The 12,815-nt window shown below is 39.2% G+C and carries 13 protein-coding genes, 1 tRNA gene, 1 pseudogene and 1 riboswitch; of the genes and pseudogenes, 9 read left to right on the plus strand and 6 right to left on the minus strand.

Annotated elements, in window-relative coordinates; all coding sequences use genetic code 11:
* Nucleotides 1-90: 90 nt before the first annotated feature.
* Nucleotides 91-768: a hypothetical protein gene (locus kam1_RS00215; RefSeq protein ID WP_143958139.1), complete on the minus strand. Its 678-nt coding sequence runs from the start codon at nt 766-768 to the stop codon at nt 91-93.
* 109 nt (nt 769-877) lie between these two features.
* Between kam1_RS00215 and moaC the strand changes: the two genes are divergently transcribed.
* The 3 genes from moaC to hisI all read left to right on the plus strand — a co-directional run bounded on the left by moaC (nt 878) and on the right by hisI (nt 2,495).
* Nucleotides 878-1,351: a cyclic pyranopterin monophosphate synthase MoaC gene (gene moaC / locus kam1_RS00220; protein ID WP_039721539.1), complete on the plus strand. Its 474-nt coding sequence runs from the start codon at nt 878-880 to the stop codon at nt 1,349-1,351.
* Nucleotides 1,348-1,851: a molybdopterin adenylyltransferase gene (gene mog / locus kam1_RS00225; protein WP_039721540.1), complete on the plus strand. Its 504-nt coding sequence runs from the start codon at nt 1,348-1,350 to the stop codon at nt 1,849-1,851. The genes moaC and mog overlap by 4 nt, the downstream gene beginning before the upstream one ends.
* A gap of 215 nt (nt 1,852-2,066) precedes the next feature.
* Nucleotides 2,067-2,495: a phosphoribosyl-AMP cyclohydrolase gene (gene hisI, locus kam1_RS00230; protein WP_039721541.1), complete on the plus strand. Its 429-nt coding sequence runs from the start codon at nt 2,067-2,069 to the stop codon at nt 2,493-2,495.
* A 9-nt stretch (nt 2,496-2,504) separates the two neighbouring features.
* Here the strand turns inward: hisI and kam1_RS00235 are convergent, their stop codons facing one another.
* Both kam1_RS00235 and kam1_RS00240 read right to left on the minus strand, forming a co-directional pair.
* A complete protein-coding gene (locus kam1_RS00235) occupies nt 2,505-3,593 on the minus strand; it encodes an acyl-CoA reductase (RefSeq protein ID WP_039721542.1) in 1,089 nt (362 codons plus the stop codon).
* Between the two features lie 3 nt (nt 3,594-3,596).
* On the minus strand, nt 3,597-4,667 hold the full coding sequence (locus tag kam1_RS00240) for a LuxE/PaaK family acyltransferase (protein WP_235277291.1): 1,071 nt from the start codon (nt 4,665-4,667) through the stop codon (nt 3,597-3,599).
* A gap of 91 nt (nt 4,668-4,758) precedes the next feature.
* Here kam1_RS00240 and kam1_RS00245 point away from each other — a divergent pair, with 91 nt between their 5' ends.
* The 3 genes from kam1_RS00245 to kam1_RS00255 all read left to right on the plus strand — a co-directional run bounded on the left by kam1_RS00245 (nt 4,759) and on the right by kam1_RS00255 (nt 6,241).
* Nucleotides 4,759-5,001, plus strand: coding sequence for a bactofilin family protein (locus kam1_RS00245; protein WP_039721544.1), 243 nt, complete (start codon nt 4,759-4,761; stop codon nt 4,999-5,001).
* The gene (locus kam1_RS00250; RefSeq protein WP_039721545.1) at nt 5,001-5,765 is read left to right on the plus strand and encodes a Zn-finger protein; all 765 of its coding nucleotides are present in this window, start codon (nt 5,001-5,003) and stop codon (nt 5,763-5,765) included. The genes kam1_RS00245 and kam1_RS00250 overlap by 1 nt, the downstream gene beginning before the upstream one ends.
* 323 nt (nt 5,766-6,088) lie before the next feature.
* Nucleotides 6,089-6,241 (plus strand): small basic protein, encoded by a 153-nt coding sequence (locus tag kam1_RS00255; protein WP_079199499.1) that lies wholly within the window; start codon nt 6,089-6,091, stop codon nt 6,239-6,241.
* 400 nt (nt 6,242-6,641) lie between these two features.
* Here the strand turns inward: kam1_RS00255 and kam1_RS00260 are convergent, their stop codons facing one another.
* Both kam1_RS00260 and kam1_RS00265 read right to left on the minus strand, forming a co-directional pair.
* Complete coding sequence (locus kam1_RS00260; protein ID WP_039721546.1) at nt 6,642-7,532, minus strand: ChaN family lipoprotein; 891 nt, start codon at nt 7,530-7,532, stop codon at nt 6,642-6,644.
* A gap of 35 nt (nt 7,533-7,567) precedes the next feature.
* A complete protein-coding gene (locus kam1_RS00265; protein WP_039721547.1) occupies nt 7,568-8,257 on the minus strand; it encodes an HAD family hydrolase in 690 nt (229 codons plus the stop codon).
* Nucleotides 8,258-8,386: 129 nt separating this feature from the next.
* On the opposite strand from kam1_RS00265, the gene kam1_RS00270 reads away from it, so the two are divergent.
* On the plus strand, nt 8,387-9,535 hold the full coding sequence (locus tag kam1_RS00270; protein WP_172616744.1) for a retropepsin-like aspartic protease: 1,149 nt from the start codon (nt 8,387-8,389) through the stop codon (nt 9,533-9,535).
* A 14-nt stretch (nt 9,536-9,549) separates the two neighbouring features.
* Here the strand turns inward: kam1_RS00270 and kam1_RS00275 are convergent.
* Nucleotides 9,550-9,621 (minus strand) — tRNA-Lys (locus tag kam1_RS00275).
* 154 nt (nt 9,622-9,775) lie between these two features.
* On the opposite strand from kam1_RS00275, the gene folE2 reads away from it, so the two are divergent.
* Nucleotides 9,776-10,576, plus strand: coding sequence for a GTP cyclohydrolase FolE2 (gene folE2 / locus kam1_RS00280; RefSeq protein ID WP_039721549.1), 801 nt, complete (start codon nt 9,776-9,778; stop codon nt 10,574-10,576).
* An 89-nt stretch (nt 10,577-10,665) separates the two neighbouring features.
* Nucleotides 10,666-10,780, plus strand: a riboswitch (TPP riboswitch).
* Between the two features lie 48 nt (nt 10,781-10,828).
* Nucleotides 10,829-12,749 (plus strand): annotated as a pseudogene (thiC, locus tag kam1_RS11165) (phosphomethylpyrimidine synthase ThiC).
* The last annotated feature ends 66 nt before the right edge of the window (nt 12,750-12,815 follow it).

A 12,815-nucleotide genomic window follows, 5' to 3' on the forward strand; every position in this document is an offset into this window, starting at 1 on the left:
AAATATCTAAAACCTGTGGTGTTTTTCTTATTCAGTCCTGTTGGATCATTACATCCTCTTTCTAACCGTTGGGGCACTTGGGGTATACGATCAAGTGGAGGAGTTGGTAAAGTGTTTTTTTTCCCTTTCTAGTTTTTGGATCGCTTTGTGAATTCTATTTAGAGTTAGATCGATATTATCGAGATTTTTTTCAACTTGATAAAGGTTTCCAGACTTATCATAGATTAAGATTTGAGTGGCGTTTTTGGGAACTCCAAAATCATGGGTTAACATGCCGTTCATGTCGAGCACAGGGAAGGGACGAGAGTTTTCATTAAAATTTTTTTTAATGTGGGAAAGAGCTAATCCTTTAAAAAACCCTGCGTGAGAAATGTCTTCAACTAAGATCAGTGCCACATCATCAGGCAGTTTTGTTTTAGGATCCTCTCCAAGCAGTCGAGCCCATTTTTCTTGCTTTTTACCCTGAGTCATGTTGGGTACGGAAACGATAAAGACAGTGATTTTTCCTAGAAACTGATTTATGGAATGCTTTTTCCCTAAGGGATCGATCAAGGTATAAGAGGGAATATGACGAGCGTATCCATCGTAGTGAATAGAATAATTGGGGGAAGTTTTTTCAGCTGCTTGCAACAAGGAAGAACTACACAAAAGGAGCAGTACGAATAGAACCACGTTTGGAATAATACGAATGCGATAGAATTTCTCTTTGCTCTTTACTTCTGGGATAGGTCCGATAGCCAACAGTTTCTTTTTGCATGAAATAAGCATAATGCATATTCTATGGGAAAATTTTTATTTAACTAAAAACATTTTTGGGGGTTTTGTTGTATTTAAAATAATTGAATTTCTTTCAGTTATTGAAAAAGCAGCCTGATTTATGGAGCCAGCAAGCCAGGAAAGTAGAGAGTCCAGCTTTTCCCATCTCTCTCCATCAGGAGAGGCCAGAATGGTTAATGTGACGGACAAAGCTATACAAAAAAGAACGGCAATTGCTGAAGGCTTTATAACGCTTTCTCAAGAAACGATTGGCCTTTTGCGGGCTAAGGCTATGCCTAAAGGAGATGTGCTCACCGTTGCCAAGATTGCAGCGATTATGGCAGCTAAAAAAACAGGGGAACTCATACCTTTAGCCCACACTATTGGCCTTTCTTATGCGGATACACACTTTGAGATCGAAGAAAGCGGAATAAGAGTTGTCGCAAGGGCCGAATCAGTTGCGAAGACAGGGGTGGAGATGGAGGCGCTTGTTATGGTCTCAGTAGCCCTTTTGACTCTCTACGATATGTGTAAGGCGGTTGACAAATCAATGGTCATGGGTCAAATCAAACTTGTAGAGAAAAAAAAGGAATGAAAATTGGCCGTATTACATTAAGTGACAGAGCCTATGCGGGTATTTACAAGGATCAAAGTGGTCCTGAAATCGAAAAAGTTATCATGAGCCTATTTGCTGAACCCGTAGAATTTATTTCTGTGTTGATTCCTGATGAAAAAAATTTGCTTGTTTCCGAATTTTTGAGGCTTGTTGATGAACTGGACTGTCCTCTAGTTCTCACAACTGGAGGCACAGGGCCATCTTCAAGAGATGTTACTCCCGAAGCAACAAGGCTTGTCTTAGAGAAGGAATTGCCTGGCTTTGGCGAAATCATGCGAATGGAGTCGTATAAGAAAGTAAAGACGGCAATATTATCAAGAGCAGTTGCTGGAATTAGAAAACGCTCCCTTATCATTAATTTACCGGGCAAGCCCTCTGCCATAGCCGAATGTTTAATGCTTCTGGGAGAAGCCATAGCCGAATGTTTAGATCATCTTCGCGGTTATAGGCCTCTTCTAGCAATTGGAGACAAAAAATAGAATGCATCGAAACGTCTGACATGTATTGTTTAGAGAAAAATTAAATAGAAAACAAGTTGATCTGCTAAAACTGTAGGAATTATGGTACAAAAAAGACATAGGAGTAGAAACTTCGACAAAGAAGTTTTTTGCGTTAAGATTTTTGAATAGAGTCTTGTAAAAAAAAAGGAATAACAGTTTTAATGTAAAGCTTATAAAGCGGAGTCAGTTATTCTATGAAGCCAACGGTTTACGAAATTGAAGAAGGAAATAAATTATTGCCACGATTTGATCTTCATGAGTATTTGCCTTGTATCACTCTGGATGCGGAAACTGGGGAAGTGCTTATGTTAGGATACATGAATAAAGAGGCTTTGGAAAGAACAATAGAAACAGGGTTGGCAACTTATTATAGCCGATCGCGAAAAAAAATTTGGGTCAAAGGAGAGGAATCGGGATTTTTTCAACACGTGAAGGATATTTTCATCGATGATGATCAAGATACCATACTTTTAAAAGTGAAAGTCGATGGCGGTGCCTCCTGTCATGTTGGTTATAGAAGTTGTTTTTATAGAAAGCTAAAAGCGGGAAGCAAAGAAGAACTTGAATTTACTGAAAAACATAAAGTTTTTGATCCAAAAATTGTTTATAAACATAGCTCATGACTTTACATCCTAATTCGGGATTTCCCAGTCAACCCATCTCACTAAATCCTCGATCCTATTCCTTCCGTCATGATGCCAAAATGCCGAAGGCTCTTGCATTTGTCCTACAGAACAAAATCTTGTGGCCCCAGCGTCAATAAAAATCCTAACAATATCATCTGGAATTGTTTCGAAAACACCTACCGTACTTATCATACCCTGGATAGGTTTCAGCCATTCCTTTAGCTTTGTTTTGTCCACACTGTCAACATAAATGGTTCGATAGCCACAAGTGGGTTCAAAACTGTTGGATCTTCTATGGATTACCGTCCAGGGATTAATCTCTGTTAGGCTACTTTCCCATACAGTCCAACCCAGGGCCTTTGAACAATCCCGGAGTTGTTTAATAGTTGCGAGTTCTTCCATATTAATATCAAAGCCTTTTTCTGAGCTTGTCTGACTCAGACTTTCCGCAAGAGCTCCGCAAAAAGATAGAATGGTGTTGGTTGGTGTGGTCTCTTCGATGAGCATTGATTGAGGAGAAAGACAGCCTAACTGGCTAAAAAGACTGATATCTTTAGCGCTTAGGGTTATTTTTTCTCTGTTTATGTTTTCGATTGTGCCTACCCAAATTAGGCTGACTTTATGGCCATGGCCGATAAATCGTTTGTCACTAGGAGTTAGAGCTTTGAAATGCTCAATTGTCCGATTCCCACCAAAAACAACAATGCAATCGGATTGTTCAAAGGCTTTTTGGTTGAATGCAAAACAAAGTTCGACTTGATTTTTCAACTCTTTTGGAAGGAAAGAAATAAACCTTAAGAGTGATTCTGTGACCGGTTTGGGACACTGAACAACATTGAAAGAGCCTACCAGTAGCCCAAGTAAAACACTTTGAAAACCAGCTACGTATAAGTTGGCTGCCAGTACATGATATATTTGTCGTGGAGCGATAGCCTTGGTTTTCGCTTGTCCATATTCAAAGAAGTCATCCAAAGCAGTTAAACTTTTTAATTCCAGTTCCACAAGCCGGATGAGATCCTCTTTTCCTCTGAAGCCAATTTCTGGGAAAAGTTTGCAAATTGCATCAAGCATTTCAATTCTTTCCAAAGTTTGCATGTGCTAACGATGGGTGTTTTCAAAAAAGGCCATTTCTTCAATGCTTAAAGAACAACCCCTTGGGGGAGCATGATTAGATCTTCCTATAAGATAAAATCCTTCTTGAGTTTTTATTGCTATATCGAGAGTTTGTATGCAAAGAACAGAATCGACATTGGCAAGATCTATCCAACGGACCAAACCTTTTTGACCGACTTGACATTCTTTTTCTGTTCTAGGATCGATAACCAAAACTTTGGCCCATGGAGGGACTAAAAATGTCCCATTAGTTCCTTTGGAATAAGCCTGACTAGATAATTCTGTCATCCCATACTCGCTGAAGATATGGTCGAGTGTGATCCCAAAGTAAGAAGATAATTTTTGATAAAATTCTTTTTTGTCGATCTCTTTATACTTTCCTTTCATCCCCCCTGTTTCAAGGATAAAAGAGCCCTGAGGAAGCGATAAAGATATAGGGTGTTTTTCCATGAGTAAAACGAAGCTGAAAGCCGTTCCACAGATTCCAACTTTTCTGCCGGCTGAAATGTCCAAACTGAGTTTTTGGAGAAAGGGATCAATGCAAAATGTTTTGTTTTGAATCCAAAAATGGGACGGGAAAGGGTTTGTTTCTGCCCAAAAAGAAAACATTGCAGAAAGGGAGCTATGAGGATTTTCATGAGGAGATTCTGTTAGGAAATGAAGACATGCTGTATTGATAGGGATAGCAGCTTCGTTAGCTCCCTGTAAAGACATAGCCTTATAAATCAATGGATCTAAAAAATAATGTCTTCCTTGGATTCCAGAGGTGGTGCCACTGGTAAGGTAATAGCCTGCTGCCTGTTCAACGGTGTAACAAAAGATGGTTTCTTTTTTGAAAAGTTCTTGGGGAATGGCGGGAATTTCTTTCCAAGAAGAAATGCGATTTGAAATAGTTTCCATCAAAGTTTTATAGGGAGGGCAATGTTTCCTTTGAAAATCATATAATCTAAAAGCTAATGATTCGAAATTTTGAGGATTTTCTCGAAGGCTTAATAATTGATGAATCCACCACTGCCTATTAGCTGGATCTTGAAAAAAACTTCTTTGGCCTTCCATAGCTTTTTCTTTCCTTTTTATCATAGCGAAATAAACTACATTAAAAATATAGCGAATTTATAAAAAAATCCCTTTTGAGTGGGAGCAAAAGATGCAGACCAAAGATGACGTGACCATTTTGTCTCCGTATATTTCGCTGGAAGGAGAATTGTGGGTGAGGGATAAGGCGATTGTCAATTGTCATATTCAAGGGAAAATACGAGTTGGAGGAAAGTTGGAAATACTTTCTGAAGCGGTCATCGAAGGAGAAGTCTATGCGCAAGCCATTGAGATAGATTCGGGAGCTACAATAAATGGAAGAATAGTAATCGGAAAAAACAAGCTAAATAGTTAATGCAACCAGAGAGTTCCAAGCGATTAGATAGTAAAACGCAACTTATTAGGTGTCCTGCTTGTGGACATTCTCAAGTTGAATCCAGATGGGCGTTGTCAACTATTTGTAAGAAATGCTACCATTATATTGGGCTTGCTACAAAAAAAGACCCCGTTTCATTTCTTCCTTCTATTCCCTCCAAGACGCGTGAAATTACCTGCCCTTACTGTCAAAACTCTCAAAAAATTTATGCTCAAGCCCTTTCTGTCGGTTGTGCTTTCTGTGGGGCCTATCTTTATGTGGAAAATCTTTGCCTAAAAGGAAAGATAAAAAGAAAAATATCGACTCTTGGAGATGTTAATTTTGAGGCTGGATCGGAATATGCGGGACCTACTGTACAAGGAAGAAGAATAAGAATCAGGGGGATAATGCAATGTTCTTTTAAAGCCTTGGAAGAAGTGGAATTTTTCTCGCAGAGTGTTGTCAAAGGAATAGTCGTTGCGCCGCGGGTAATTGTTAATCGATTTTCTTCTGCCAAAGTAAAGGAAGTGGTTAGTTACGAGCTTATAGTTAAAGGACAACTTGAGTGTGAGACCATCATTGCCAGAGATTTTTTGAAAATTGAATCTTTCGGTAGGATTACGACAAAAAAAATGTTAACCAATAGGCTTGTGGCTGAACTTTTTTCTCGGCTAGAAGCGGACTTCGAAACTTATTCGTTACTTACTCGAGATATCCATAAAAATGGAATAGAGCTAGGAGAAGAGAGGCTCTTTTTAACTTAAGAGTTTTTAGTCTAATTGGTATTGTTAAGAATTTGACTTATCCTTATTCCTGCTAATGGTCTCTTTAGAATTCTTCACGAGCAATCTCTTCATGGTTATTTCTTGACAAAAATTGATACCCTAATTATGATAAGCTCTCCTTAGGGATTCAATGGGGACTTCGTCTGAGATCAGAAATCTAAGAGATTGAGAAGGGTACGTGAAGAACGAAGATTGGTCTAGATGAAAGTTTTTTTGGGGAGGATGTAAATCCAAAAGCAGGTCTTCTTGATCAAACAAGAAGAATTTCTTTAATTGATAAACAAGTATAATGGGAGAGTAAGATGTCTCAACATAGAAGCTACCGAAGTGGTTCCATGTTAGCAGCCAAAAGAAATGTGCTTAAAAGATATGAGCGGATTAATATTTTGAAAAAGCAAGGAAAATGGAAGGAAGGGGATAGGGTTCTTGGCCTACCAAAGACCAAGCCAGTCTAAAGATTCCGATATTTAAAAAAAAAATAATTTCTCTCTCAGAGCATTTTAAGGATGCCTGAAGGCGTCAGGAAGGAATCATTTCCTCATTGGGCTTATTAACTCTCCTGTTGTTCTGCTGCTTTCCAATCAGTGATTACTGACTTTAGAAAAGTAAGAAGGCTTTTGGATGCTTTACGTTTGCAAGCATATACGGCTCTATACGGCTCTAAGAGATAGGATAGAGTGCCATGGGCATTCTTTAGGCAAGAGAGGATAGTTGTGAAATGGAAACTTAGCTAAGAACACAGCCATTTCCAATTGATAATTGATTACACCTCTAGGCTTCCTCCAAATAGGCGTTAACATTGTTCTTTTAGCTCTATAGTTTGCCAGCAATTGGTTATACGAAAACTCTAATCCATCAAAACGCTAAGAGTTCAAAATAATCGGCTACGGTGGAGGGAATAAAAGAAAAGCTTTGGTGATCTAACACTAATTGCTTACTTATTTGCTGTTCTTTTTTAGAGAGCCGTAGAGGCTCTTTTGAACCAAAAAGTAGGATTCTTTGAGCAAATTGCTGTGTCAATTGAGGAATGCCAAGACCATAACGGACGTGGACCTCCCCTGTGACGACACACATGGTTCTTTTAGAACCAAGAGGAGAATTCAGAAAGCTTAGGATGTGCTTTGCCATAGAGCTTTCTCTAAGTCTTTGTGCTTCTATAGCAAAGGCAATCCTTTGTTTATCCATAAAAGCATGGACCGAAAGATAGGGAGTTAAAAATCTCCTATATAACGGGGGTATGGTGGCCAATGGGAATGCGGCTTGTTCTTTTTTTGCTAGGGAATGATAGCCTTCCCTTGCTACTTTTGAAATAATAGAATGAGTCGTGTCTATACCGATCAGAGGTATGTGATGTTTTTGAGCAAAAAGGCAAAGTGGTTTGTAATCCAAGTAGTTAGGCCATTTCTTCTTCCATTGAATGGCTTCTGAAAATTGTTTGAAAGAGAGCTGACCATTTATAAACTGATCGATTATCTTTTGATCCTTGGCTTCGAGGGATTCCAACGCCAAAGCCAGAGGAATGTGCCTGTTGTATAGAAGTTTTAAAAGTTCAAGCTGGGCTTTATGATGGCTATGGAGAGTGTGTACTTCGCCCAAATAGAGAATTCGAGCCTTGGAAAGATCTTCTATTAGTTCTTTTTGACTTACAATTGCTCCAGTCTTTAGATCTATCCAGATCCCTTCTGCAGCATTCCCAATGCGACAAAAGCTTAAGAAAAAAATGAGTAGAATGAATATTTTTTTCACAAGGATGTATGAAATAAAAAGATGGTCGTCTCCTTCTATTGCTGAGAGACATCATTAAAAAGAACATCGATTGTTTCTAAAGACAAATCTTTCCAACTAGAAATTACTAGATCAGCATGTTCTAAGCTGTTTTTAGGTCTTGTAGTAGTCAAAGCGATCACTTTCATGCCAGCCTTTTTTGCAGATTCAACTCCTGCAGGGGCATCTTCGAACACTACACAGCGGCTGGGCACATAGCCCAATTTTTGAGCTGTTACTAGATAAGGGGCAGGATGAGGTTTGCCTTCCCTGACCTCTTCAGCACCCACGATAACGGGAAAATACTCTTTGAGTCCTAGTTTTTCTAATACGAAGAAGATGTTGGTTTTTGTTGTCGAAGAACAAACAGCCATGGGAATATGCTTCTGTTTTAAACGATCCAGAAACTCTTTGACTCCATCAATAAGACAAAGGCCTTCCTCCTGTACAATTTTTTTATAAAGTTCTTCCTTTCTCTTTGAAAGTTGGGTAATTTCTTCGGGATTTTGAGTCCAGCCAAGAAACTCGGAAATGATTTTTTCATTTTTCATGCCGAATGTCTTGTTCATAAAATCTTGTGCAACTTCTTTGTGTTGTTCGGCTGCAAGCATGCGCCAACTTTTTTCATGCTGTTTGACTGAATCGACAAGGACTCCATCCCAATCAAAAATAGCAGCCCACTGGTAGTGATTATGGTCTTTTTTCATATAAAACTAACCGGCCTTAAAGTGTATCGATCGAAAAGATCGATTTTGCATGTAAAGAATAACAAGAAAGGGCTTTATCATCCCAATAGCAATATATTCTCAAAAAAAGGTTTATTTTCCTGGAAGGTGATGACAAAGGTAGGTATTGTTATTCTTCTTTTCAAAATTTCATTCTTTCAAAATTCTTTTTGTAAAAATCTGCCAGTAAATCAAGAACAATATAAGTCTTTGGCAAGCAAAAAAGAGCTTCTAAAGGCTTACAAAGCCAGAGGATTTTTAGCTCTTTATTCGAATCGGACTAGAGAAGCCAGAAAATTTTTTCAAATGTGTTATTCTCTCTCTCCTCAGGATGCAAAGCTTTGTGAACTTTTGGCCATAGCATCTCTTAGGCAAAACGATAGAAGGGGAGCAATCTTTTGGATGCACCAAGCCCATTTGAACGATCTAGCCCGTTTTTATCTGGGGATAAAGCAACCTTTTGAGTGTGCGACTCCTTTTCAAATCGCAACCTGTCAGTTACTTGACACCTCTTATCCAGTCGTTCCGATAGAAATTGATGGCCATTTTTTTGCTTTTCTCATCGATACAGGGACTTCGACATCTATTGTGGATAAAAAAGTGGCAGAAGCTGTTGGACTAAAAGAAGGATGCACATCGGAAGTGATTTTAAGCAATGGAAAAAGGATTCAGGGAGCTTTGAGTACGCTCCCAATTTTATGTATCGGCTCTTTTGCAATTAAAAATGTTCCGGTAATGCTTATCGAAAAGCTAAAGCCCCTTTCCTTCGATGCAGAGAATAGCTTTCATGGAGTATTGGGAACAGATTTGCTGTCAAGATTCAATATACTCATTGATTATCAAACAAAGAAGATTGTCATTTCAAAAACGGCTATGGAGCTAGGGACTGCCTTTCTATCTGGGTCAAAATTATTGGCTGAAATTCCTTTTTTGTTTAGCCCTCAAGGACTTCTACTAGTAAAAGGAAGTATTCAGTCGAAGGAAGTTTTTTTTATTTATGACACTGGGTCAGGAGGGTACCCATTGGAATTTAATCAAAAATATAGGAGTACATTTTTTGGGTTTTCAGGAGCTGCTAGAAGCTCATTGACATTTGGTCCGGTAGCAATCAAGAAAATAAGCGAAACTTTGACTCAACTTCCATCGGCTCTAGAAGAAAGAGAAGAAATACCTATAGGTGGCATCATTGGAAATAGGCTCTTTTCTGGATACAAAGTGTTATTGAATTTCCAAAAAATGGTTTTACAGCTATATGACTAGAAGAACTAAGTCAATGGGCAGACAGGGATTCGAACCCTGAACCAAGTGCTTAAAAGGCACCTGCTCTACCGTTGAGCTATCTGCCCTCAGGAATTAAGAATGTATTTTTTTTTAGTGATTTGTCTAAAAAAAATTGTCCAAAAAAAAGGACGTTTTCAATCTTTCTGTTCAAATAAAAATAGTATTGCTTTGTCTATCTAAAAAATATACTTTTCGAAATGCCTAAAGTTTTCTACTCTTATGAAAAATTCATTGTCTGCTTCTTTAGCTGATTGTCAGAGTCAACAGGATCATAGAAAAATCAAAATACACCGAGTAGGAGTTAAAGGTCTAAGGTATCCTATAGAAGTACGAGACAAAAATTTCGAAAGCCAACATACAGTGGCTACCGTATCGCTTCTTGTGGATCTTCCGCATCATTTTAAGGGCACACACATGAGCAGATTTGTTGAGGTGCTCAATGCGCATGGTCGGATGGTGCATGTCTGTAATGTTTTTTCGATCGTCCATGAACTCCAGAAGAAATTACATGCGGAAACTGCCCATGTAATCATGGAATTTCCTTATTTCATTGAAAAAATTGCCCCGGTGACTGGTTCAAAAGGCCTAGTTGATTATCAGGTAAGGTTTGAAGCAGCGGCCTATCTTGATGAGACGGATTTTGTTATGTGGGTTACTGTTCCCGTGACCACATTGTGTCCTTGTTCAAAAGCAATCAGTGATCGGGGAGCTCATAACCAAAGAGGGTATGTGTCGGTTGCCATTAGATTTGTTCAAACGATCTGGATTGAAGATGTCATAGAAATGGTTGAAGCCTCGGCTAGTAGTCCGATTTATTCTCTTCTTAAAAGACCCGATGAAAAATATGTTACCGAATTGGCTTTCGATAACCCTGTGTTTGTAGAAGACTTAGTGAGGAATGTGGCTCTTAGGCTCAATGCCAATCAAGATATCCTCTGGTACCGAGTAGAAGCCGAGAATATGGAAAGCATTCATAATCATGCTGCTTACGCTTGTGTGGAAAAAGAGCTAGAAACTTAAAAAAAGAAGAATTAACTGAAGACTATCCCAAAAAAGATAAGCATAGAGGAATAACAGTTGATAAAAGGTTTTTTTTAGTTATAAGTATTAAGTGATCCATGGGGAGCCTAATGGCTGAGAGGTTCTTCTCTATTGATCGAGGAGAACGACCCTATGAACCTGATCCGGATAATGCCGGCGGAGGGAAAGGATATGCACTGTTCTTATGCTCTTATCTCCTGTTCGGCTATCCTCTGAAAGGAGGAAGCAACAATGGCTCAAAACAGTAGTCGACTGACGTATTTGGATATTGTTTCAAAAGGGAAAGAACTTTCTTCCTTCCTTTTGTCTTTTTTCCCAAATTCCAAAAAGATATATGTCCAAGGGGAAAATAGAGGGGTAAACGTTCCCTTTAGAGAAATAAAGGTTGCTCATAATGGTTCTGGTGAAGCAACAGATCATTCATTTTTTTATGCTTACGATACTTCTGGACCTTATACAGATCTTTCTGCTGGAGTAGAAATAGGCAGTGGGCTTTTTCCTTTGCGAGCCGAGTGGATAGAACAAAGAGGGGATTGCGAACCTTACGAAGGCAGGCCAATTAAACCTGAAGACAATGGATGGGTATCAGTCAAAGATAAAGCTGCTATTTTGCTGAAAAATGGGGCTCAAAAGCTACCTTTGTTAAAAAAGCGTCAGCCTTTACGTGCCAAAGCTGGAAGAAGAGTGACCCAACTGCATTATGCCAAAAAAGGCATTATTACTCCAGAGATGGAGTTTGTAGCCATAAGAGAGAATTTAGGTAGGAAAGGTTGCTCTCTTCGCCAAGGCAAAGGCCCACTTTATAGCCAGCACTCTGGATTGGCCTGGGGGGCATCGTTGCCAGAAGAAATAACTCCAGAATTTGTAAGGAAAGAAGTTGCCTCGGGCAGAGCGATTATTCCCTCTAATATTAACCATCCAGAGCTGGAGCCGATGATTATTGGCCGTAATTTTAGAGTCAAAATAAATGCGAACATTGGAAACTCTGCCATTAGCTCATCGATGGATGAAGAGGTAGCCAAACTGGTTTGGGCTATTCTTTGGGGAGCCGATACGGTCATGGATCTTTCCACGGGAAAAAACATTCATGAAATTCGTGAGCTAATTATTCGTTCTAGCCCTGTGCCTATCGGGACTGTTCCCATCTATCAAGCGCTAGAGAAGGTTGGGGGATTCCTGAGGAATTGAGTTGGGAAATCTATAGAGATACCCTGATCGAACAGGCCGAACAGGGAGTAGATTATTTTACCATACATGCTGGAGTCCTTTTGAGATATATCCCTTATACAGCCAATCGACTCTGCGGCATTGTTAGTAGGGGAGGTTCCATTATGGCTAAGTGGTGTTTAGCCCACCATCAAGAAAACTTTCTCTATACGCATTTTGATGAAATATGTGAAATTTTAAGGAGCTACGACATCAGTGTGTCGCTAGGAGATGGGTTAAGACCAGGAGCCATTGCGGATGCGAATGATGCGGCTCAGCTTAGTGAACTTTTTACCCTTGGCGAACTGACTAAAAAGGCGTGGGAACATGATGTGCAAGTGATGATTGAGGGGCCTGGTCATATTCCTATGCAATTGATTAAAGAAAACATGGATTTAGAGCTTAAGCATTGTTTTGAGGCTCCCTTTTATACCCTTGGACCGTTGACTACGGATATTGCGCCCGGTTATGACCATATTACTAGTGCCATTGGAGCAGCAATGATTGGCTGGTTTGGTTGTGCTATGTTGTGCTATGTCACTCCTAAAGAACACCTAGGGTTACCCAATCTTGAGGATGTCAAAACTGGGGTCATAGCTTATAAAATTGCGGCTCATGCGGCTGATCTAGCCAAGGGGTTTCCAGGGGCCCAATTACAGGATAACTTTTTGAGTTATGCCAGGTTTCATTTCCAATGGGAAGACCAATTTAATTTAAGTCTTGATCCCCAACAGCTCGGCTTTTCCATGATGAAAATTTACCTCAGCCTGCGGCCAAGCATGCCCATTTTTGTTCGATGTGTGGACCTAAGTTCTGTTCAATGAAAATCACCGAAGAAGTCTTAAAATACGCGGAAAAAAATAAGCTGACGACAGACGATGCCTTTTTAGAGGGGATGAAAGAAAAAGCTGAAGAATTTAGAAAAATCAAAAATATTTATATATAATATTTATTTTTTTTCTTTTTTTGTTTACTAATTAATATAAGTTTTTTAAATATTGATCTTAGGTCA

This window comes from Methylacidiphilum kamchatkense Kam1 (assembly GCF_007475525.1).
In the GTDB taxonomy this organism is placed as follows: domain Bacteria; phylum Verrucomicrobiota; class Verrucomicrobiia; order Methylacidiphilales; family Methylacidiphilaceae; genus Methylacidiphilum; species Methylacidiphilum kamchatkense.